Source organism: Nostoc sp. UIC 10630 (genome assembly GCF_010747425.1).
In the GTDB taxonomy this organism is placed as follows: Bacteria; Cyanobacteriota; Cyanobacteriia; order Cyanobacteriales; family Nostocaceae; genus Nostoc.
This window is the reverse complement of sequence record NZ_JAAGOG010000025.1, coordinates 18,592-40,261: the sequence shown is the minus strand read 5'-3', so window position 1 is coordinate 40,261 and position 21,670 is coordinate 18,592. Positions and strand designations below refer to the sequence as shown.

Below are 21,670 nucleotides of genomic sequence, written 5' to 3'. Positions count from 1 at the left end.
ATCAGAGTAATTAACGTGTTAACCCAGCCCACCGTAGTATCGCTCATCACGAAGATTTAAGTTAGTTACTATACAAGGGCAATGGGAACTCTATTAAAGCGATTTTCAGTCCTAAATCAGAGATACTTAGGATGTAACTTTGCTTTGTCCAAAACCAAAACAGAGTTAAGATACCCGAAGTTTCCATAACTTTTTATATAGTTGTCGCACTAATTGATCCCATGAACACTGCTGCCGCTGTTACCTTGATGCACCGTACCCTTTTATCAGTCATAGCAGTCCTCAGCCTGCTATCACCTGTGAATGCTCAGGTATCACAGTCACCAGGCACTACCAGCCAACCACAACCCATTGACCCCAACGATCCTAATAATCTGCGCCCCATAACCCAAAGTAACAGCCTTTTGAGCATTGAAGGTGGCAATCGCTTAGTAAAAGATGCAGAACAAGCTGTTTCTGCTCAAAACTACACCTTAGCTGCTAAAAAGCTACAAGAAGCACGTCAGGTTTATAATCAGCTATCTAATTTTTATCAAGAGTTAAACTCTAGCTTTTCGGGAATTGACAACAGAGTTTCTGATTCTCAACGTCAAAAAGCTCTATTAACAGCCCAAAAGCGGGATGAAGCCACCTTTCAGCTAGCATTGGTACATCGCGCCCAAAATCAACCAGAATTAGCTGTGCCGTTGTTGGTTCAAATAATTAAGAGTCAAAACCCGACACGAGATTTAGGCAAGAAAGCCTATAAACAGTTGTTTGAGTTGGGTTTTGTTGACTCTCCCTATCCCAGAGAAGGTGGTACTTCATCTTCCTCATCCCCAAAAAAATAAATTAAATTTTTGTTGCCTCTTTTTCCCATCTCCCTTATCTCCCTAACCAGTCGCTTGGGAACGCCGCAGTGCTAGGATAGAGCTATCTGCCGTAGCCAAAACCTGAGCGTTCTCAAAAATACACCTCAGAGGTGGGTTTATCTACAGCCTTGCCAAAACCTGAAGTTGGCACGGGCATTTACTCCATATCTGTTAATAATAGAAAAGTAAGTTTTTTCAGGAATTGCGATGATTAGTCCGCAGCAGGTTGAGGCAATGATCAAGGCGGAACTGCCAGACGCACAGGTTCAGGTGCAAGACTTGACTGGTGGCGGCGACCACTATCAAGTGACAGTAGTTTCATCGCACTTTGCAGGTAAAGGACTAGTGCAACAGCACCAGTTAGTTTATGGTGCGTTGGGTCAAGCTATGTCAACTGAAGCGATTCATGCCTTGGCGGTAAAAACATACACTCCCGAAGCTTGGCAAGCAACAGCAAGTTCCTAAAGTTAGGAGTATAGGAGTTAGGAGTTATAAAATTTTTAACTCCTCAGTCATCATCGTTGAATGCAACATAGGAAACATAAATACCATGACACCAGAACTCAAAGAGAAAATTGATAACTTGTTAGAACAGAACAAAATTCTAGTTTTTATGAAGGGAAACAAGTTAATGCCCCAATGTGGTTTCTCCAACAACGTTGTGCAGATTCTCAATACCTTGGGAGTTCCTTTCGAGACAGTTGATGTTCTCTCAGACTCTGAAATCCGTCAAGGAATTAAAGAATACTCTAACTGGCCAACAATTCCCCAAGTGTATATCAATGGTGAATTTGTTGGCGGTTCTGATATCTTGATTGAACTTTACCAAAAAGGTGAATTGCAGCAAAAGGTAGAAGTAGCACTAGCTTCCTAATGTTTCTCTAAGCAAACTAGAGGGAATACGCTCAATTTGCGCTTCTTTATCTAGGCTATATGCTATTTTTAATGTCCTTGAAAGGAGAGACACTATTTATCTCCCCTTTCAAGGTTTTTTAATAGGTTTTAGTCAACAATCCCCTCAGTCGTATTGGCAAGACCAATATAGGGCTGAGGGGATGCGTTTAATCAATACAATATCTCCAAAATCTCACACCACGGCAACCCGTTGACCAATACAGATAATATGCTATAGTCATCTGCGGTAATTAACGGTTACTATTAATGACCAACTAAATGGTACTTAGTAGTAATCTGGTTGTGGCTGTGGTTGCGGCACTGCAAAGTTTGACCCATCGTACAAGTAGCGGCTGGCTTCCTCTTCTAGACGATGAATCAGATAAGGTTCAATAACGTTGCTATGTCGCAGTGCGGCTAGATATCCATCCAAATACATCCGCATATCATCCGTGCGATAACCGCGATTCCATAACTCGACGAAGGCGTCGGTGAGTCTTTGGTAATAGCGGATGGTTTGTGTGTCTTGGAGCATAACTGCTGTATTAATCTCTTTGGAATGAGAATTGTAAATGATTCACGCTCAAATGTGAAGTGTAATTTCACTTTGGCATTAATTCAAAGTCAACACATCTACTTTGGGTACTACCCCTAGCAGCTACAAGCTACTTTAATCCTATTCCAGAAAACATCGATTCTAGTTATCTGCTCAGTTATTTGTCTGATTTTCATATTCAATGGGCCAATTGTATTGGTGTTATATTCCTGGATGAGGACAGTAATTTCGCGGAGAAATCTACTTTTACCATCAGGTTGAAAAGCTGTTGTATTAACGTTTAGCTGATTGGTTATAGATATTCCCACATTACACCCATTAAAAGCAGAATGTTAAGCTACAAGAATTTTTGATACGTCTAACAACACTGCTGAGAAATTTAATAAAAATTTAATAATATTTCTAATCCCCTATCTGCAAGGCATAAATTAAAGATATTGCCACGTTTTTTATGAGGAAATGTAAAGCTAATAGCAGTTGAAGTAACAAAGGCTACAAAACCTTAGAGATGGGCTTGTTACTTTGAAAGTCATCAGACGCTAAGGGGTCTTGCCGCCGTGGGTTCGGTTTGTATAGAAATCATTGAGGGGAATCCCCATCTGAGGTCGTTGTTGGGTTGGCACTTGCAACAGCTGGAATACCGTGTGCATCAAGCTGCCAGTATTTATCAAGCAAGGGAAGTATTTTTAAGCCATCAACCAACACTGGTAGTATTGGATGCAGACCTGCCTGATGGTGATGGCATTGAGTTTTGTCGTTGGTTGCATCGTCAGCAGCAGCCTCTAATCCTAATGCTATCTGCCCGTAACAGTGAAGGTGATATCGTCGCAGGTTTAAAAGCGGGTGCAGATGATTATCTGAGCAAACCTTTTGGGATGCAAGAGTTTTTGGCACGGGTAGAGGCACTGATTCGCCGGAAACGCACACCTACTGCGCCAGCTTATTTGGATTATGGCACTTTGCAAATCGATTTAGTTCAGCGCCGTGTCCGCTTCCAGGGGGAGTTTATCGATTTAACGCCCCAAGAATTCAGTTTGTTGTACGTTTTGGCACAAGCTGGAGGAGTACCTCTGAGTAGGTCGGAATTGCTGCGCCGTGCTTGGCCCGACGCTATCGATAACCCTCGTACCATTGATACTCACGTTTTATCACTGCGGAAAAAGGTTGAACTTGATCCTCGCCAACCAAACTTGATTCAAACTATCCGCAATGTAGGATACCGTTTTAACATGGAAATTTTGAATACCAATATTTCACAATCACAAACAACAAAGTTAGCTAGAGAAAGATTTAATAATCAACGTTCAACACTTACTAGTAGTCAAGTGTGATGGGGAATTGGGCATTGGGAATTGGGAATTGAGAAAGTAAGATAACGACTCTTAACTCCTGTCTCCTAACCAATCCAAAATCTAAAATCCAAAATCGTCCTGAGCTTCTGCTTGAATTAAGCTTTCTCGTAATTCAAGCCAGTCTATCTCAGAGACTGTTTGATTTGCGGATAAACGACCTTGTTCTAGGTGTAATAATCGATTACAAAACATTTGGGCAAGTTCCAGTTGGTGATTTACCATCAGAATCGTGGTTTGATGAGTTTGACTCAACTGGTTTAAGACTTGCATTAGATGAGAAGCTGTACCAGCATCAAGGGAAGAGGTTGGCTCGTCTAATAATAATATTTTAGGCTGGATGAGTAAGGCACGAGCGATCGCTACTAGTTGTCGTTGTCCAGCAGAAAGTTGTACCTCAGTTCGCCCTAACCATTCATTGGGAATGTGCAGTTGTTCTGTCCAATAACTGACTTGTTGCTGAATTGTCTGTTTGGGCAAACTACGCAAAACTAAAGGATAAGCCAAAGCTTGCCCAGCTGTCATCCCCAACAGCTTTGACTCTTGCAATACCAGTACAAGCATCTGGCGTAGCTGGATGACAGGAATTTGGCGATATTCTTGATTTTCTAGATAGATTTTGCCACTGGTGGGTTCAATTAGGCGGTTGATGAGGCGTAATAATGAAGTTTTACCAGCGCCTACTGACCCTACAATGGCAATACGTTCGCCCTGAAATACTTCCAAGTCAATATCTCGCAATATGGGATACCCTTTCTGATTGCCTGGAAGTTGGGTTTTCAGCTTTGTAAACAGATTAACTTGCTCTAGCCTGAGTATGACCTTATTCAAGGGAAGTGAGGAGATAGGGGAGAAATAACCAATGCCCAATTTTAAGTTAATTGTGCAGTAGTTAAGGCTGTAGCGATCGCCCAGCCATCGACTAATAGTAACAGCAGTGTGAATCCTAGTAAAATGAGGTACATCCAGGGCTGTGCTAAAGGACGAACATCTGTAGTATCAATGCCCGTCTTTGCTTGGACAATTTGCACAAAACGGGCAAATCCAGCTACACGCATTGGTAGTAAATAAGCTTTCCCATCCTGGCTGAGGAAGTAATAAACTAGTCCTCCTTGACCAGTGGTGCGGGGTTTTAACTCTTTCACCTCTGACCAAGGTAAAAACCAGCCTTTACGGAAAAATCGAGGCACCCAGGCGGGGTAAGTAACCTTAATTCCCTGGTCATCTACCATTACTTGTTCAGTCAATATCGCGTACAAGGCAACTAAACCGATGCTAATCCCTATCCACAAAAATTCTGGGGGTACGGGTGCGGCTGTTACCTGGGATAAAAAGGGTAATGGGACTGTGAGTGCTATGTATAGACTCAGCAGCGTTATCCGAATTAAAGGAGACAGACGAAAAATAGAAACTGAGATATTGGCTGAGTTTGCTGTCACGGCTTAATTACAATGCTTTTCTTCATTGTAGGGTAGGTCTATGTCTTAGCTGGACTGTTGAAATAGGGTATGCCACTTTAACAATTCGTAATGGGCTACGCCCCGCTACGCTAACGTAATTCGTAATTACTAATTCTTTAAGGTAAATACTTTTGTACTACAATCCAACCAGTAAGGGATACCCAGGCAAATCCTATAAACAGAATAATATTTATGCCGATATGTAAGGGTCTAGCCCAAGGTCGTCTGGTGCTAATCTGTGTGGCACTGAAAGCAGACAGTAAAACTAATGCTACGACTATCAATCCAGCGACCAAGTGTGAGGAGTGACCTAAAGAACCAAAGTGCCCTAAAGTGCCAACAATACCGATCGCCAGCAATAGTAGCACTAAGCTTACCATGCTGATTCCCATTGTATAGTGGAGCGATCGCACCCCTTTATTTCCGCCCATAAATGGCGTAATAAAAGGAAATTCCTGCGAAGTTCTCACTCGAAACATTAAAACGCCGGTGATTGCTAACATCAGATATGCCAGCAGGGACAAACCCATCGACCAGGCCGCTATTTTCCACAACCAAAGAAATGAAGGCAGATTCATAAGAATGATTGTAGATGAGAGTGGGCAGTGGGGAGATCAGCAGATAAGGTGAGAAAGTGTAACAAGTCTTTTCCCTTGTCCCCAAAACCCGAAAAGTATTTATGTCCCATGCCCAATATAAAAAGGGCTACCGAATTCAGCAACCCCAAAATTGAGTCAAATTGTTTTTTTAATGAATAGCTCCTAAAGAGCGACTTGTAAGGGTTTTATACTATCTCCAGTGTTTGTATTAATTTGCTGCACCAATGATTTGGTACTAATAGGGTCTTTTTCTGATAATGAGTCTGTATCAAACTCATGAGTAGTGGTTTCTTCGAGCATCAGGCGATCGCACGGAATATTATCGGATAAAATTGCACTTGCCATCATCCCTGTATGAATCTCCAATTGGCCTTTTCGTGGAGCTTCAAAAACTAAACGTTGTCCAGGGAAAACAACCCTTTCAAAGTACCAGTTGGGAATATTGCAGATGCGAGCCACCTGTATTTTGCTCGTGGCATTAATGTAGCAGCAGAGAATTTTTCCCGATTGCTCTGGTGGTAGAGGATCTAATATTTGAGCCATAACTGCTGAGGAGCTTTACGCCACAATTTTACATTACACTGGGCAAGCCTAGCACTCACTGATCCCCAGTTGCTGTAACTGTGAATACCAACTGTGTCTTTGGAGATTATTTCTTCCTAAAGATATATTTGTAGTTATAAAAATTTTGTAATTTTTTGTTGCTTTTTCGGAATTATACACTATATACAAAAGTTTTTAAGATTTTTATCCTGGTATCAAAGCTTTAATTCTCTTAGGGCAGATAAGACGACGATCCCCTTGCTTTTCGCCTAGCGAGTAAGGAAGTTTTGCCGTTTCATCTATCCCAGGATTAATAGGCTGGGATCATCGCTTAATGAATAAACTCAATGTTATGGTAAAGCTATATGAAAAATATCTTCATAAAGCCTATCTATAAATTCTATGTATGTTTTATGCATAGCAATTTTAGCGTTTCCGGCAATTGCTAATATTAGTTTTCTCATTACCAGCAATCAAATGAAATGTCAAGGGCAATTGTGATAATTAAAACCGAATAAAACAAGCACATACTTTAAAACTGGATGTTTTTCTCGCTTTCTCCAAAGATTGGCAAGATGGAAGTCAAAACACAAATGATGGAAAATCGAATTCTTTACGTTCGCCTTCCTTGTAACCCCATCTTTCCTATTGGGGTTGTCTACTTGAGCGATCATGTCCATAAGCAGTTTCCTAATATTGAACAGCGCATCTTCGATTTAGGAACGGTGCCACCTTTAGACTACAATTCTGCTCTGGATCGCTGTATCGATGAATTTAAACCGACACTGCTAGTATTTTCTTGGCGGGATATTCAAATTTATGCTCCAGTTGGCGGACGTGGTGGGAACCCACTGCAAAATGCCTTTGAATTTTACTACGCTAAGAATCCTCTATTAAAACTACGTGGCGGATTGGGCGGTTTACGAATCTTCATCGCTTACTATGTAGAGTTATGGCGAAACCAGGGCTTAATCAAACGCGGTTTAAAGCGTGCCCAAAAATATAATTCTAATGCCCGTGTCGTTGTAGGTGGTGGTGCAGTTAGCGTATTTTACGAACAGTTGGGTAAAAGTTTACCTCAAGGAACAATTATTTCTGTAGGTGAAGGGGAAACCCTGCTAGAAAAACTTTTAAGTGGCAAAGATTTTCGAGATGAACGTTGTTACGTTGCGGGAGAAACCCAACCACGGAAACGCCTGATTCACGAACAACCCACCCCACTAGAAAAAACAGCTTGTAACTACGACTATATCGAAACCATCTGGCCGGAATTTAACTTTTACCTGCAAGAAGAAGACTTTTATATCGGTGTACAAACTAAACGTGGTTGTCCCCACAACTGTTGTTATTGCGTCTATACGGTTGTCGAAGGCAAACAAGTACGCATCAACCCAGCAGATGAAGTAGTGGCTGAGATGCGCCAATTATACGATCGCGGCATTCGCAACTTTTGGTTTACCGATGCCCAATTTATCCCCGCACGAAAATTTATCGACGATGCCATAGAGCTATTGCAAAAAATCGTCGATTCTGGTATGACAGATATCCATTGGGCAGCATATATCAGAGCCGACAATTTGACACCAGAGTTGTGCGAGTTGATGGCGAAAACTGGGATGAATTACTTTGAAATCGGGATTACCAGTGGTTCTCAAGAACTCGTGCGGAAAATGCGGATGGGGTACAATCTGCGAACCGTCTTGCAAAACTGCCGTGACTTAAAAGCAGCTGGTTTCAATGACTTAGTTTCCGTCAACTACTCCTTTAACGTTATTGACGAACGTCCCGAAACCATCCGCCAAACCATCGCTTACCACCGCGAACTAGAACGGATTTTTGGTGCTGATAAAGTCGAACCTGCTATCTTTTTTATTGGGCTGCAACCCCATACCCATTTAGAAGAATACGCTTTCAAAGAAGGCATCCTCAAACCAGGGTATGATCCAATGAGCTTGATGCCGTGGACAGCCAAAAAACTCCTCTGGAATCCCGAACCCCTTGGTTCATTTTTCGGCGAAGTTTGCTTGCAAGCTTGGCAACAAAACCCCAACGATTTCGGACGCGAAGTCATGAAAATCTTAGAAGAAAAACTGGGTTGTGCCGACTTAGAAGCAGCACTTTCCGCACCAATAGAAACGAAAGAAAAACAGTTAGCGGGTATATCCTAGAAAACACGAACTCTGAATTTCTCTCCTCTCTTCCTCTGTGCCTCTGCGGTTATTTTTACCAAATCCCATGTTAGAAGGTTCAATCTTACAAAAGCTAGAAACAGCCCATCGCCATACCACCAGGCCAATTCGATTCGGTGTTTACTACAAAAATACCCTAGTTGCCCTGTGCCACGCTTTAGAAGACCATATATTAACCGATGACGGTACGCCCCTAGTGATCACAGCCTTTCAACAGGGGAAATGGTATCTACAAGAAGCTGAACGATATGCAGACATCGCCCAGCGTAGCCGCCAGATTGCCATTATGGCCGCCTCTGAATCTGGCTTTGCTGAACATCCTACCAGCCAGCTACCCAACGTAGACTTAGTAGGATTAGATGCAGGCGATCCAGTTGAACAGGAGTGGCACTTAATTATTTTATCGCCTAAATACACAGCAATGGTAATTTGTCAAGAATTATCAGAAGCTGATTATGGCAGCACTGGAGTACCGACATCAGACTTAGAGCGGAAATTCTATGGTTTGTGGACATTTGAGCCGGAGTTAGTCCAAGAGACAGCAGAAATAGCGATCGCTCATATCAAAAAATACAACCCAGAACTGGCGGATAAACTCACAGCCGATAAACAACAAATTGTCCCGTCAATGGACAGATCCCAAAATTTAGGTGCAGTTGTCTCACGTGTAGTAGATTATCTCCAGACTGGGCAATATAATTTATCCATCCCAACAGCGTCTCACCAACAAACCCTAGATCGCAACTTGGTTTCTAACGAAATCCAAGCCTTTTTGCGAATGGCGCAACTGATGGATATGGCAGATGTCAACAATCCAATGGCAGCTGCGGAAGTAGTAGCACTTGCTGAAGCGATCGGCCAGCTTTTGGATCTTCCCGCATGGCAAATTAAAAGATTGCGGCTAGCAGCTTTGTTGCATCGCATAGATCCATTACAAAAAGCCGAAAGCGTTCTCACTGACAGTATATCCGCACGCTATCACGAAGATGCCCCCAGTTGTCCCTTAACTTGTCCCTTAGTACCAGGGGCACAAGTATTGCGAACCATGCCAAGATTACGAGCAGTTGCCCAAATTATTACTCACCAAAGCGAGTGGTGGAATGGCACAGGGGAACCAGCAGGTTTAGCGGGTGATGAAATTCCCCTAGAGTCGAGAATTTTGGCATTATTAGCAGACTTTCAGTGGCGAGTCAATCAGCGAAAATCTTCAAATCAAAGCCGGGAACAGATATTTACTCAAGCTTTAGATGAGTGCAAACAGCAACAATCTAACCGCTTTGACCCTAAACTTGTAGATACCTTAACTTTATTAGTTATGGGTTTACAACAGGGACTCGACTTACCTATCATGACACCCAAAGTCAGCGCCGGCATCTGGATACTAGATTCCCAATGGGATAGCCACAGCAAGATCAGTGAGGAGATTGGTAGTTACTTTACATGAATATTGAAGCCATTAGATTAGGAAAACTCAAACAACTTCCAGGGGCAAATTTAGAAGACGAGGAACTCTCTCGACTGGATTTAAGCCGTATTAATCTTGCTGGTGCTAACCTTGTTGGCACTAATTTCGCCGCTTCAAAACTCGAAGGTGGGCATTTGGAGGGGGCAAATTTGATGGGAGCCAACCTCCAAGAAACTGACTTGCGGGCGAATTTGATGGGAGCCAACCTGATGCAAGCAGATTTAACAGGTGCTGACTTGCGGGGTAGTAATTTGCGTGGCGCTAACTTGATGGGAGCAAGACTCAGTGATGTGTCATTGGTGGGTGCTTTCTTGAGTGGTGCCAATTTGATGAACGTCAATTTACAAGGCGTTGATTTGCGCGGTGCTGATTTGCGCGGTGCAAACCTGACTGGGGCAAATCTCAAAGGTGCAGATTTGAGTCGCGCCGATTTACAAGGGGCTTTATTGAGTGAAGCAAACCTGGAAGAAGCCGATTTGCGAGGGGCGAATTTGGCAGGGGCGAATTTTTCAGGAGCAAATTTACTCTGTGCAGAGTTAGAAGGTGCAAATTTGAGCGGCGTTAATTTGAATAAAGCATGTGTGGTGGGTACTGTGGTTGAGACTCTTGCGTAAAGATTGCACCAAAAAGCCCAGTATCCTTGGGTATTGTTAAAATTTTTGCAGATGAAGCAGGTAAAAATTTGTGAGTCTACAAGAAGTTATCAAACTAGCAAAGCAGCTTTCAACTGTGGACAAAGTACGTTTGATCCAGGAAGTTGCTCCTGATATAGAACGCGAGTTAACAGATAAACTCTCTAACTTTCCCCGACAATCCTTATGGGGACTCTGTGCTGATTTAGGAAACGCACCTTCCACAGAGGAAATTGATGCTGCGTGCTGTAGCTGACACCCATGCAGTAATTTAGTACATTTTTGGCGATTCACGATTATCAACAACTGCCCAAAATACTATAGCCCAAATAGCATCTTCTGGAGATCAAGTTGCTTTCTCCTACATTACCCTAGCCGAAATTGTCTACTTGAGTGAGAAAGGGCGTATTTCTCCACTAACACTTGAACGCCTGCTTGCATCTGTTGACACAACTGATGCTGTACTGCTTGAAGTTCCTTTTAATAGGCATATAGCTGAAGCTTTGCGCTGAGTGAATCGCTCACAAGTACCAGATTTACCCGATCGCATTATTGCTGCTACAACCTTATATCTGGGAGTATCAGTGATTAGTCGAGATAGCAAAATTCAACTATCTAGTGTTAATACCATTTGGTGACATTCCTACTTGCGATTTATGAGCAGTTAAATCGTTAATATACTTTCGTTGTCTTATTGGGGCATTTTACTACACCGTTTATTTTCATATATGAGGCGATCGCTCAGTTCGCCCTCGTATCCACAAAGCTAGTACACTCATCAACAACACCCCCATCACTCCTTGTAGGGGATTATTATTCACACCAGTTACCCAATCAGGAACTTGACCAGAATATTTCACTAATTCCCCAACATTAATAATGTAGTAGCCCCAAACTAAACCACCATGCAAACCAATTGGTAAACCCAAGCGTCCCCTTCGCCAACGCTTTCCCCATACCTGCGTTAACCCCAGCAGTACTAAAGCTGGAAATTGTGGCAGTGTATGAATAATTGCCTCCAAGGGTTTAATAAAATGCAATGTAGCAAAGGCAGTTGCATCTGTCCACAGTGCGACACGCGGACTGTAATCTCGTTGTAATTCATCTAGCAACCAGCCTCGGAATAACAATTCCTCAGCAAATCCGATGCCCAAACCAACAAGTAAACCCTCTAAAATAACTTTCAGCAAAAAAACTTTCGGTTGTTGCCACACCAACCAACCCAATAAACTTTCTACCCCAAAAAGTATCAGAAGATTAATTATCCCCATAGCCAAACCACGCAGCAAATCCACACCGTTTTGTCGCGTGAATTCTAAGCCATAATGCCGCAGAATTTGGGACTGTTGGTAGACATATTTACCCCATAGTCTCAGGAGAAAAATAAATACTGCATATAACAATACCAATGTCAATATACTTTCTAAGTTTGAATCATGCACTAGTAAGTATATTGGTGTAGCCAATGGCAACCATAGCAACAATAAAGTCAAAATAAAACAACCCAGCCTGATAGGGGCAGGGCGTTCAGCTAGACGGACAAAGTTTTTTTTCATACTAGATTAAGTCACTAATCACTAGTCAATACTTTAATTTTCGACAAATGACCAATGACAAATGACAAATGACCAATGACTATTCGTCAGGTTCAATCGTGCTACTTAAACCGTGACTTATCAATGTTTCGCAATAGAACTCAGCGTGTTCCAGAGCGCAAGTAATGACTAAAGCTAGCCCGTTAGTATGGGCTTCCATCATGATGCTAACCGCCTGGGGTTGGGTAAGGCTTGGTACAGTGGCTATTAGTGACTGCACAACATGCTCCATAGAGTTATAGTCATCGTTATGGAGCAAAACGCGATACCGAGGCGCTAGCTTACGAATTGTGGAAGGCTTTTCAATAGTTTCAACTGACACGGCTCTTTGCTCTTTTCTTTTTGATTCACTACTACAAGGTGTCTGTGTAGCGATCGCTTAACAGTTATTTACCTATTCTATAGTATTTCTGTTCAGATACTATGCTAGAAAAACCGCTCTACTTAGTTTTGCGTAGCCACTTGTAAAGCAGATGTCTCAGACATAGTTGCCGTCAGAGTGCTACCCTAATCTTACAGAAGCTTCCTTAAACGTAGCGCATTTTCATCTTTAAAATTAAGGAAATTGCAAAATAATCCTTGCCCCTGCCCCAACTCCATAATCATGGACATTAGCCTAGATTTTCTTCAACCAGGACAAATTGTGTCTTTAGAGCATGGCGACAGAAATCTGTATGCAGAAGTCATTCAATTTGTAGTTTCCCGCCAGTTGTGCTGGGTGCGTCCTTTACTAATGGTTACTTTGATTCAAGAATCGCCGCTAATTACTGATTTGCGAGATGCGTCTGACTTACTTTGGCCTGCAAATTTATTTCGACCAGCATTAGACACAGAAGTGATTACCTTCTTGAGTCAAGTTTTAGCAAAAGAACCGAAAACTGAGCCTGACTCAGCCGCCAAGCAGCAACTTAATCAATTTATTCATCAACTATGGTCAGCATATCAATAGGCATGGGGCAAAGGATATGACTAGAAGTTAGTTTATCTGGAGTGCCAACAACCATACTGATGATATCAACTCCCTTCGCAACGAGTTCATTCTGCTTGTAAACAATTTCAGCAAACAGAAAGGGAGGAATTTTTTCTCGGCGTTTAGCGAACTACATAGCGATTTACTCCGAATGCACAATAATGTGGAGGGTTATTAGCACGGTTTACGCCATTCTAGTTATTTAAATAATCAACCTCAGAGAAAAATACAAACAATAATATCGCTCTTATTATCCCACCTGCCTTTACTAAAACTTGTTTTTCAACTTGGAATTTTGATTACTTCAGTATTCATCAAATTTACTTAATATACCTCTATGCATAAGCAGTTAGGAATATCCGAAGCTGGGAACCAACTTAATTCTACCAGCATCCATCTCCGACATTAATAATTCCAGAGCTTCGTAGTCAACGTCAGAAATATAACCCAGTTCTGTCAGTTCTGAATTGATTTCATTTTCTATCTCCGGAGTTAGCTTTTTAATGTCAAGAGCTTTTTCTACCAATTTACGAATAGCGTACTTAGTTCTCATAAGTAATACATCCAACTGTAATATGATACTAATTATCCCAGAAAACTCTTAGTATAAAGAGCGATCTAAATACTAATTTATTTGTGATATAGATCACATTTAATTAGTTAGATAGATAATTCGCTATGACTCTGGCGTATGCCATCAGCAACGCTAAAGTGGGAGATTTAACTTACCGTTAAGACTTGGCTAAATTAGCTTGAGTTATAGACTAAGCAACTTTTATCAGCATAGTTACTGATTATTTGTTTGCTCTATGGCTGTCTATGTTGATTGTTTTTGAACTGAGATAAAAAAAAAGTATATATAAACACATTTTAACCTGGAATTATAACAATCTTTAAACAGAGATACTAAAGAAATAAAGATTCAGCAAAGAGAGCTAAGACGTATGGTCGATGCAACAAAATAGAGTTTATGTTCAAATAATCCTTAGCGTGACGCTTCAATAATTCTCAATAGGATGTAACTATGCAAGCAGTGCTTAACTATCCCAAAATTGCAGTTATTCGCCCCCAAGGGTGTTTGAATGCTACAAACGCCTTGGAATTTGAACGAGATATGACCACAGCGTTGACACAAAATGTTATTTCCATCTTGGTACTAGACCTCGCAGCAGTAGAATCATTAGACAGCGCGGGGTTGATGGCATTGTTATCTATACACAAGCTGGCTCTGAGTTTAGGAAGGGGTTTTCAACTTTGTGCTGTTGCTCCGTCAATTAGAATTATTTTTGAACTAACGCAACTCGATAGAGTATTTGAAATATTGGATGGTGAAGTTGAATTGGCCCCAATATAAACCAGTTAAAACGCGAACTTTATGTAAAGGAGTTATAAGTTACAACGATAAATTATGTTAGAAGACCTAATTCAATGCTAAAGTTTGGTTTGGGTAGCTGTAATTAAGGTAGCTAGAAGATAGCACAGTGGCTGTTGCAGTTGAGAAATTAATAACATCGGATATTTTAAAACCAGGGCGTTACCTTGGCAATGAGCGTTTAGCAGTACACAAAGCTTGGGATAAGACAGCAATACGCTGGGTCTTAACCTACCCGGAAGTATATGAAGTCGGTGCATCTAATTTAGGGCACATTATCCTATACAACATCTTGAATGCCCAACCGCGTCAATTGTGCGATCGCGCCTACCTCCCAGGAAAAGACCTGGCAGCCAAACTACGCGAAACTAATACGCCATTGTTTGCGGTAGAGTCAAAGCGATCACTCACAGAATTTGACATTTTAGGTTTTAGCCTCAGTTACGAACTGGGTGCAACTAATATTCTCGAAATGTTGGATCTGGCTGGAATTCCCTTGACGTGGAGAGAAAGGCAAAAAGCGGTGGAAGCAGGGGGAGAATTTACGAATCTCCAATCCCAGTTTCCGTTAATTTTTGCTGGTGGGCAAACAGCAACATCGAATCCTGAGCCTTACGCTGACTTTTTCGACTTTATCGCCCTTGGAGATGGAGAAGAACTGCTGCCAGAAATTGGTTTGGTATTAGAAGAAGGCAAACAAGCAGGATTAAGTCGGGAAAATCTGTTATTGGATTTGGCACAGATACCAGGCGTATATGTGCCTCAGTTTTACGACATGGCAGAGGATGGCTCAGTTCATCCTCATCGCTCTGACGTACCAAAACGAATTCTGCGACGGGTGGCAACCCCCATACCAGCATATTCCATTGGGCTAGTTCCTTATGTAGAAACGGTGCATGACCGTTTGACGATTGAAATTCGGCGTGGTTGCACTCGTGGCTGTCGCTTCTGTCAACCAGGAATGCTGACTCGGCCAGCACGGGATGTAGAACCCGATAAGGTTGTAGAAGCAATTGAACAGGGAATGCTGGCAACTGGTTACAATGAGTTTTCCCTATTATCTCTGAGCTGTTCTGATTATTTATCCCTACCAGCAGTGGGGATGGAAATCAAAAATCGCTTAAAAAATGAAAATATTTCTCTGACTCTACCAAGCCAACGGGTAGACAGATTTGATGAGAATATTGCCAATATCCTGGGAGGTACACGGCAAGGCGGACTAACTTTTGCTCCAGAAGCTGGAACTCAGCGGATGCGAGACATCGTAAATAAAGGTTTGACGAATGAAGAATTGTTGCGGGGCGTAAAAACCGCTTGGGAGCAAGGCTGGGATAAAATCAAGTTGTATTTTATGATTGGCTTGCCGGGTGAGACGGATGTTGATGTTTTGGGCATTGCGGAAACAGTCAGCTGGCTACAGCGAGAATGTCGGGGTAAAGGCAGAAAACCCCTGAACTTTAACCTAACAATTTCTAACTTTACGCCTAAGCCGCATACACCATTCCAGTGGCACTCAGTTTCTACCACTGAATTTAAGCGCAAACAAAACCTGTTGCGGCAAGAATTCCGCCGGATGAAGGGAATGAAGGTAAATTTTACCGATATCCGCATTTCGGCAATGGAAGATTTTGTGGGACGAGGCGATCGCAATTTGAGCAAAGTAGTCCGCCGCGCCTGGGAATTGGGTGCAGGGATGGATTCCTGGTATGAAAATTTAGATCAGGCTTTTAGCGCTTGGGGAGATGCGATCGCCGGGGCCGATCTAGATTGGAAATACCGCCAAGTAGAAAATGGCGAATGGAATTTGTTTCACGCACAAGAGCAGAACAAATCGCCAGATGCGGAAAATGTCCAATTCCTCAGTCCTCACTCTCTAGATACTCCCCTACCTTGGGATCATATTGATACCGGGATTGATAAAAACTGGCTCAAAGAAGACTTGCAACGTGCCTTAGCAGCCGCAATTGTACCGGACTGCTCTTTTGAAGGTTGTTCTCACTGTGGCGTATGTGGAACCGACTTTGGCCATAACATCGTGATTGCACCACCTGTTATCCCACAATTCGCTGGCGAGTTTGTTCCCAACACAACCAAGGCTCAACGACTCCGAGTTTGGTTTGGAAAACAGGGTAATATGGCTTTGGTAAGCCACCTAGATTTAATCCGTCTGTTTGACCGAGTTGTGCGGCGAGCAGGCTTGCCTATTGCTTTCACTGGTGGGTTTCATCCAATGCCGCGAATTTCTGTAGCAACTGCTTTGGCTCTAGGCGCTACTAGTAGCGGTGAAATTGCGGATTTTGAGTTAACTGTACCAGTGGATATCGAGACTTTTCGAAAAGAATTGGTTCGGGAAATGCCCACAGACATACCTGTATATAATGTGGAGCAGATAGATTTAAAAACTCCAGCAGCTACTCAACTGCTAGAAACCGCAGAATATTTAATTACCGTAGCAGCACTTGAAGAAACAACACCTATACAATGGCAAAACTGGATCGATACCATCAAAGCAAAAGATGAGCTTTGGTACGAGCATACAACAAAGTCAGGCAAGAGCCAGTTAATAAATCTGCGCGATCGCTTATTTGAACTGGAATTAGTAGAAACCCACAAAGGCATTGCAGAATCTATATCTGTTATCCGTTATGTAGGTAGCTATCGCCAAGATGGTTTTCTATTGCGTCCTGAACAAATCCTGTTTATGCTAGGGATAGTGGGTAGTGGAGAATTTCAACTCCTGCACATCCACCGCAATCGGCTAATTTTAGCGGTATAATCCCTGTAGGGCAGCTTGCTAGTAGTTGTCCTAACATGTTACATCGTCGGAATTGATTTTTAGCAAGGTTGCGTTAGAATGGGGTGAAGAGAATTTTTCTGGCGCTGCATTGAATTAGCTGGTTCACTACCCTGGTGTTCAGGGGGCGAAAGCAAAGATATTAGAGTGCAACTTCTAGGATTTTATCCCAGACAAACTGAGGCAGATTAAAGAACACACTCTCTCTTTATAGCTAACTTGTGAATCAGTAACTAACAGCAGGCTCGGTTAGCTTCTCTAAATCCATACTTTTTTTCCAACAACTGCTGAATGTCTAATCCACAGTATTGCCCAAGAGCTAGTGCGTTACTCTTCTAGAGTTGTTCGCCCTTGGTGTTACCGTAGGGTAAACAACTGCTGTAGGTTAAGCCGATTTGCAGACGTTCACGAGACGCGCAAAGCGCGGCTTAAAAGTAGGGTAGCAGCTGGCGTTGCTGAGTATAACCCTAAGAATAAATCCAGGGAATGGAAAATAGAAATAGTTTCTTTTTCTTAACGACTTCAGTAGGTTACTCTCAAAAAAAGCTTCCTGAGTTAAAAACTCACTCAGGATTTATAACTTTCAACTCAGAACTCTCTTCATTGAGAGTATTGCATTGCAAATCAACCATAGATGGTTGATTTAATTGCTTAAACATGCAGCCGTTCTGGAATAATCCGCCGCGAAAACGCTCTTAAGAGCGCCAATAGCTATTTAACTTAGAACATCAGGTTTGCGATTTTTATCATCAGTAGCGCCTTTTGAGGGTTGCAAGGGCAACAAAGGTATAACAAACCTCCAGACCTATTGGTGCTGCCAATTTTTGAGGAAATTGAATGCCAAAACAAATTATCATCGCGGAGCAGCACCAAATTGCTGCTGTCTTTTCCGAAGATCAAATACAGGAACTCGTTGTTGCTACCGGTCATCATCAAATAGGTGATATCTACTTAGGAGTAGTAGAAAACGTATTGCCTGGGATAGATGCGGCTTTTGTGAATATTGGCGACCCAGAGCGCAACGGTTTTATTCACGTCACCGACTTGGGGCCATTGAAGCTAAAGCGTACCGCAGCAGCCATTACAGAACTATTAGCACCACAGCAGAAAGTTTTGGTGCAAGTAATGAAAGAGCCAACGGGAACAAAAGGGCCCAGGCTCACGGGTAATATCACCTTACCTGGACGCTACGTAGTACTAATGCCTTATGGTAGGGGCGTAAATTTATCCCGACGAATTAAAAGTGAAAGTGAGCGCAACCGCTTACGGGCACTAGCGATTTTGGTAAAACCGGCGGGAATGGGTTTGCTCGTGCGTACAGAAGCCGAAGGCAAACCAGAAGAAGCGATTATGGAAGATTTGGAGTTGCTGCAAAAGCAATGGGAGGCGATTCAGCAGGAAGCGCATTCTACCCGTGCCCCAGCACTACTCAACCGAGACGATGACTTTATCCAGCGCGTATTGCGGGATATGTACGGCGCGGATGTCAATCGGATTGTCGTAGATTCCAGTACTGGTTTGAAGCGCGTGAAGCAGTACTTGCAGAATTGGAGTGGCGGTCAAACACCGCAAGGATTGTTGATTGACCATCACCGCGATCGCTCCCCAATTTTAGAGTACTTCCGCATCAGTGCTGCTATTCGAGAAGCTCTGAAACCAAGAGTAGACCTACCTTCTGGCGGTTACATCATCATTGAGCCAACGGAGGCTTTAACCGTAATTGATGTTAACTCAGGTTCCTTCACGCGATCGGCGACAGCCAGAGAAACAGTTTTGTGGACAAACTGTGAAGCTGCAACAGAAATTGCTCGCCAGTTGCGTCTGCGGAATATTGCCGGAGTGATTGTCGTTGATTTCATTGATATGGAATCCCGACGTGACCAACTGCAAGTTCTCGAACACTTTAATAAAGGACTCAAAGCAGACAAAGCTCGTCCCCAGATTGCTCAACTTACGGAACTGGGTTTAGTAGAACTGACCCGCAAACGTCAGGGTCAAAATATTTACGAATTGTTTGGTGAAACTTGTCCCACCTGTGGCGGTTTAGGGCATACTGTGCGTCTGCCTGGAGAACTTGAAAACCGATTACCAATACCAGCAGAAACACCAGAACGTGAGCGTTTTGTATCCCTACCTCACCGAGAACCACGTCAGCCATCCGCCCGCGTCCCGGAACCACGAGAAACATACGACGGGTTTGGGGAAGCATTTGACGGCGACTCGGAATCGACTAACTTAAATCTGATTAATCATCCTAGTTATCAAGAACTGAATGATAATAAGCGTCGTACCCGTACTCGCCGTAGTCGAATTGGCATTAATGGGTTAAATGGGAAAGATGAATCTCGGGTTATTGCCAATCCATTAGCTTTTGTCAACGAGCCAGATTTAGACCTTGATATAGAACCAGAATTAGGAGTTACACCAGAAATTCCCTCACCCACCCTTGGTAAACCAGGTTGGAATGAAAGAGTAGAGCGCACTGTAGAGCGTGCTAAAGTTATCAAGCCAGAACCAGTTAAACCAGTGGTAGAACCACCGGAGATTAGAACTGTAGAAATGAGCCTCCAGGAACAGGATATGTTTGCCTTGATGGGAATATCTCCCTTGGTGAAGTTAGAGCAAGAGGTTAAGAATACCAAATCTGTGATTATTAACGTGATTCAGCCTGGTCAAGTGCGAACAACTCCCACTGAATCTCTCTCAGAATCACCTATTGCCCAAAAAGTACCACCTGAAGTAGTTGCAACCAAGTCACCAATACCAAAAGTTATTGAGCCAGAACAAAAATCTTTAATAGAAGAGACAGCTGAACCATCTGAGTTGACTGCCAATCCTTCTGAAAGCTTGTCTGCAAAAGCCTCCGTCAAAGCGATCGCAGATGAAAGTGATTCAAGCAGCGCCGCCAATGCGATCGCAGATGAAAGCGATGCGAACAGCGCCGCCACTGCTAGCCGCCGTCGCCGCCGTCGTTCCTCAGCGATCGAGGATAATTAATTTGCTTTATGGTAGAAACATCACCAACGCCCTTGGAACAATCCAATTGGCTGGAGTTTTCTACCTTGTCAGGGATTCCAGGATTGGTTGCAGGTGTGGATGAAGTAGGGCGAGGCGCTCTATTTGGCCCGGTGGTAGCGGCAGCAGTGATCCTACCAGATCATGCTTTGCCAATACTGATGGCAGCTAAAATTAAAGACAGTAAAAAGTTGTCTAGTTCTCGGAGAACTCAGCTAGCACAGCAAATTTGTGGGCTGGCTATAGACTGGAAAATTGGGTTTGCTTCTACTGCCGAAATTGACAAGATAAATATTTTGCAAGCGACACTATTAGCAATGAAGCGGGCTGTACTGAAGTTAAAGGTACAGCCTGCAATCTGCTTGGTTGATGGCAATCAGTCAATCAAAGACTTGCTATTGCCACAACAAACAATAGTTAAGGGAGATGAGCGATCGCTCGCTATTGCCTCTGCTAGTATTGTTGCCAAGGTTTGGCGTGATGATTTGGTACTGCGTCTAGCATTGAAATACCCTATGTACAACCTAGAGCGTAACAAGGGCTATGGTAGCCAACGGCATTTGCTGGCTCTGCAACAATACGGGCCATCGCCCCTACATCGTCAGTCTTTTCGTCCTTGCCAAATCAAAGTACTGAACGCTGAGTGATTAAATGATTACTCAGCATTCAAGATTGGCAATTCGGTGCTGTCACTGTCAAGTCTTCTATCTTTAGTTTGTGATATCACCCAGTAGCGATAATCAGTCAAAAGTTGATTTAATAACCTTTGCCTAACCGACAACAGTACGCTTTTGAGCAAACCATTACCAGTAGCTTCTAAAATTGGCTTAGGAGTAAAGGAAAATGGCGGTGGTAAATCCACCAGCACTTCTAAATCAGCCCTTCCTTGCAGACGAGTGCCAGTACTAAACTCTTTGGGAGACAAATGCCCTTTTAAATTAAGGGCAAAGCGCTGGTTAATATACTCGAAACCCAATATTTCACAGCCTAGCGATCGCAAATAAATTATTCCATTTGATTCTGCCCAAACTCTCATGTCTACAGTCGGTTGAATGCTTAATGACATAAAAGTGAGCGGACGCATTTTCAAGCGAAATACTTCCTCAGAAAGCTGCTGAGTTCGGGTGTTGTCAGCCAAAGCCTTAACCAGACGTTGAGGCTGACGCAAGTAGTGCTGAATGTGAATAGGCTGCTCTGGAACAGCGATTTCAACCGATTGGGAGGCAGTAAACCGGGTAGCCATGAGCGGATAAAAATATCTGTCTCTTAATTTTAATATTTTTTAACAACTTAAATCTGATTATTAGAAAAGAGCAAAATTAGAGTTGCTTATCAGCTATACAGCATTAGCAAAAATTTGGTACGCTCATTACTATCTTTAGTTTA

23 protein-coding genes are annotated in these 21,670 nt (G+C 42.8%); 14 read left to right on the top strand and 9 right to left on the bottom strand.

Annotated elements, in window-relative coordinates:
- The first annotated feature begins 221 nt into the window (after window positions 1–221).
- From G1O98_RS09325 to grxD, 3 genes are all read left to right on the top strand, one after another.
- A complete protein-coding gene (locus G1O98_RS09325; protein WP_163928539.1) occupies window positions 222–830 on the top strand; it encodes a hypothetical protein in 609 nt (202 codons plus the stop codon).
- Window positions 831–1,058: 228 nt separating this feature from the next.
- Window positions 1,059–1,316, top strand: a complete 258-nt coding sequence (locus G1O98_RS09320; RefSeq protein ID WP_069070136.1) for a BolA family transcriptional regulator — start codon at window positions 1,059–1,061, stop codon at window positions 1,314–1,316.
- Between the two features lie 85 nt (window positions 1,317–1,401).
- Window positions 1,402–1,725, top strand: coding sequence for a Grx4 family monothiol glutaredoxin (grxD, locus tag G1O98_RS09315; protein ID WP_163928538.1), 324 nt, complete (start codon window positions 1,402–1,404; stop codon window positions 1,723–1,725).
- A gap of 306 nt (window positions 1,726–2,031) precedes the next feature.
- Here grxD and G1O98_RS09310 read toward each other — a convergent pair whose 3' ends face one another.
- Window positions 2,032–2,280: a DUF6761 family protein gene (locus G1O98_RS09310; RefSeq protein WP_012410260.1), complete on the bottom strand. Its 249-nt coding sequence runs from the start codon at window positions 2,278–2,280 to the stop codon at window positions 2,032–2,034.
- 578 nt (window positions 2,281–2,858) lie between these two features.
- Between G1O98_RS09310 and G1O98_RS09305 the strand changes: the two genes are divergently transcribed.
- On the top strand, window positions 2,859–3,632 hold the full coding sequence (locus G1O98_RS09305; protein WP_012410259.1) for a response regulator transcription factor: 774 nt from the start codon (window positions 2,859–2,861) through the stop codon (window positions 3,630–3,632).
- Between the two features lie 81 nt (window positions 3,633–3,713).
- Here the strand turns inward: G1O98_RS09305 and G1O98_RS09300 are convergent, their stop codons facing one another.
- The 4 genes from G1O98_RS09300 to G1O98_RS09285 all read right to left on the bottom strand — a co-directional run bounded on the left by G1O98_RS09300 (window position 3,714) and on the right by G1O98_RS09285 (window position 6,252).
- Window positions 3,714–4,496 (bottom strand): ATP-binding cassette domain-containing protein, encoded by a 783-nt coding sequence (locus tag G1O98_RS09300; RefSeq protein WP_163928558.1) that lies wholly within the window; start codon window positions 4,494–4,496, stop codon window positions 3,714–3,716.
- Between the two features lie 26 nt (window positions 4,497–4,522).
- Window positions 4,523–5,089, bottom strand: coding sequence for a hypothetical protein (locus G1O98_RS09295; protein ID WP_163928537.1), 567 nt, complete (start codon window positions 5,087–5,089; stop codon window positions 4,523–4,525).
- Window positions 5,090–5,226: 137 nt separating this feature from the next.
- Window positions 5,227–5,688: a DUF4079 domain-containing protein gene (locus tag G1O98_RS09290; protein WP_163928536.1), complete on the bottom strand. Its 462-nt coding sequence runs from the start codon at window positions 5,686–5,688 to the stop codon at window positions 5,227–5,229.
- A 183-nt stretch (window positions 5,689–5,871) separates the two neighbouring features.
- Window positions 5,872–6,252, bottom strand: a complete 381-nt coding sequence (locus tag G1O98_RS09285; protein ID WP_163928535.1) for a DUF1830 domain-containing protein — start codon at window positions 6,250–6,252, stop codon at window positions 5,872–5,874.
- A gap of 575 nt (window positions 6,253–6,827) precedes the next feature.
- On the opposite strand from G1O98_RS09285, the gene G1O98_RS09280 reads away from it, so the two are divergent.
- The 5 genes from G1O98_RS09280 (at window position 6,828) to G1O98_RS40655 (ending at window position 11,176) form a co-directional block, all read left to right on the top strand.
- Window positions 6,828–8,420: a photosystem II high light acclimation radical SAM protein gene (locus G1O98_RS09280; protein ID WP_163928534.1), complete on the top strand. Its 1,593-nt coding sequence runs from the start codon at window positions 6,828–6,830 to the stop codon at window positions 8,418–8,420.
- A 67-nt stretch (window positions 8,421–8,487) separates the two neighbouring features.
- Window positions 8,488–9,885, top strand: coding sequence for a DICT sensory domain-containing protein (locus G1O98_RS09275; protein ID WP_163928533.1), 1,398 nt, complete (start codon window positions 8,488–8,490; stop codon window positions 9,883–9,885).
- Window positions 9,882–10,520: a pentapeptide repeat-containing protein gene (locus G1O98_RS09270; RefSeq protein ID WP_163928532.1), complete on the top strand. Its 639-nt coding sequence runs from the start codon at window positions 9,882–9,884 to the stop codon at window positions 10,518–10,520. Before G1O98_RS09275 ends, G1O98_RS09270 begins: the two co-directional genes overlap by 4 nt.
- A 70-nt stretch (window positions 10,521–10,590) precedes the next feature.
- Window positions 10,591–10,794 (top strand): hypothetical protein, encoded by a 204-nt coding sequence (locus G1O98_RS09265; RefSeq protein WP_163928531.1) that lies wholly within the window; start codon window positions 10,591–10,593, stop codon window positions 10,792–10,794.
- A 256-nt stretch (window positions 10,795–11,050) separates the two neighbouring features.
- Window positions 11,051–11,176, top strand: a complete 126-nt coding sequence (locus G1O98_RS40655; RefSeq protein WP_265578555.1) for a hypothetical protein — start codon at window positions 11,051–11,053, stop codon at window positions 11,174–11,176.
- A gap of 84 nt (window positions 11,177–11,260) precedes the next feature.
- On the opposite strand, the gene G1O98_RS09255 is transcribed toward G1O98_RS40655, so the two are convergent.
- Both G1O98_RS09255 and clpS read right to left on the bottom strand, forming a co-directional pair.
- Window positions 11,261–12,094: a type II CAAX endopeptidase family protein gene (locus G1O98_RS09255; RefSeq protein ID WP_163928530.1), complete on the bottom strand. Its 834-nt coding sequence runs from the start codon at window positions 12,092–12,094 to the stop codon at window positions 11,261–11,263.
- Window positions 12,095–12,173: 79 nt separating this feature from the next.
- Window positions 12,174–12,455 carry an ATP-dependent Clp protease adapter ClpS gene (clpS, locus tag G1O98_RS09250; RefSeq protein ID WP_114081141.1) on the bottom strand — a complete coding sequence of 94 codons (282 nt, stop codon included), beginning with the start codon at window positions 12,453–12,455 and terminating at the stop codon, window positions 12,174–12,176.
- A gap of 282 nt (window positions 12,456–12,737) precedes the next feature.
- Between clpS and G1O98_RS09245 the strand changes: the two genes are divergently transcribed.
- Window positions 12,738–13,082 (top strand): hypothetical protein, encoded by a 345-nt coding sequence (locus G1O98_RS09245; RefSeq protein WP_012410248.1) that lies wholly within the window; start codon window positions 12,738–12,740, stop codon window positions 13,080–13,082.
- Window positions 13,083–13,452: 370 nt separating this feature from the next.
- Here the strand turns inward: G1O98_RS09245 and G1O98_RS09240 are convergent, their stop codons facing one another.
- On the bottom strand, window positions 13,453–13,656 hold the full coding sequence (locus G1O98_RS09240; RefSeq protein ID WP_094331166.1) for a hypothetical protein: 204 nt from the start codon (window positions 13,654–13,656) through the stop codon (window positions 13,453–13,455).
- A 471-nt stretch (window positions 13,657–14,127) separates the two neighbouring features.
- On the opposite strand from G1O98_RS09240, the gene G1O98_RS09235 reads away from it, so the two are divergent.
- The 4 genes from G1O98_RS09235 (at window position 14,128) to G1O98_RS09220 (ending at window position 20,931) form a co-directional block, all read left to right on the top strand.
- Window positions 14,128–14,457, top strand: coding sequence for an STAS domain-containing protein (locus G1O98_RS09235; RefSeq protein WP_163928529.1), 330 nt, complete (start codon window positions 14,128–14,130; stop codon window positions 14,455–14,457).
- Between the two features lie 127 nt (window positions 14,458–14,584).
- Entirely contained in the window at window positions 14,585–17,251 is a 2,667-nt protein-coding gene (locus G1O98_RS09230; protein ID WP_163928528.1) for a TIGR03960 family B12-binding radical SAM protein, read from the top strand.
- Between the two features lie 855 nt (window positions 17,252–18,106).
- Window positions 18,107–20,266 (top strand): Rne/Rng family ribonuclease, encoded by a 2,160-nt coding sequence (locus tag G1O98_RS09225; protein WP_163928527.1) that lies wholly within the window; start codon window positions 18,107–18,109, stop codon window positions 20,264–20,266.
- Window positions 20,267–20,274: 8 nt separating this feature from the next.
- The gene (locus G1O98_RS09220) at window positions 20,275–20,931 is read left to right on the top strand and encodes a ribonuclease HII (protein ID WP_163928526.1); all 657 of its coding nucleotides are present in this window, start codon (window positions 20,275–20,277) and stop codon (window positions 20,929–20,931) included.
- Window positions 20,932–20,939: 8 nt separating this feature from the next.
- On the opposite strand, the gene G1O98_RS09215 is transcribed toward G1O98_RS09220, so the two are convergent.
- Window positions 20,940–21,527, bottom strand: a complete 588-nt coding sequence (locus G1O98_RS09215; RefSeq protein WP_163928525.1) for a DUF1997 domain-containing protein — start codon at window positions 21,525–21,527, stop codon at window positions 20,940–20,942.
- Window positions 21,528–21,670: the final 143 nt, after the last annotated feature.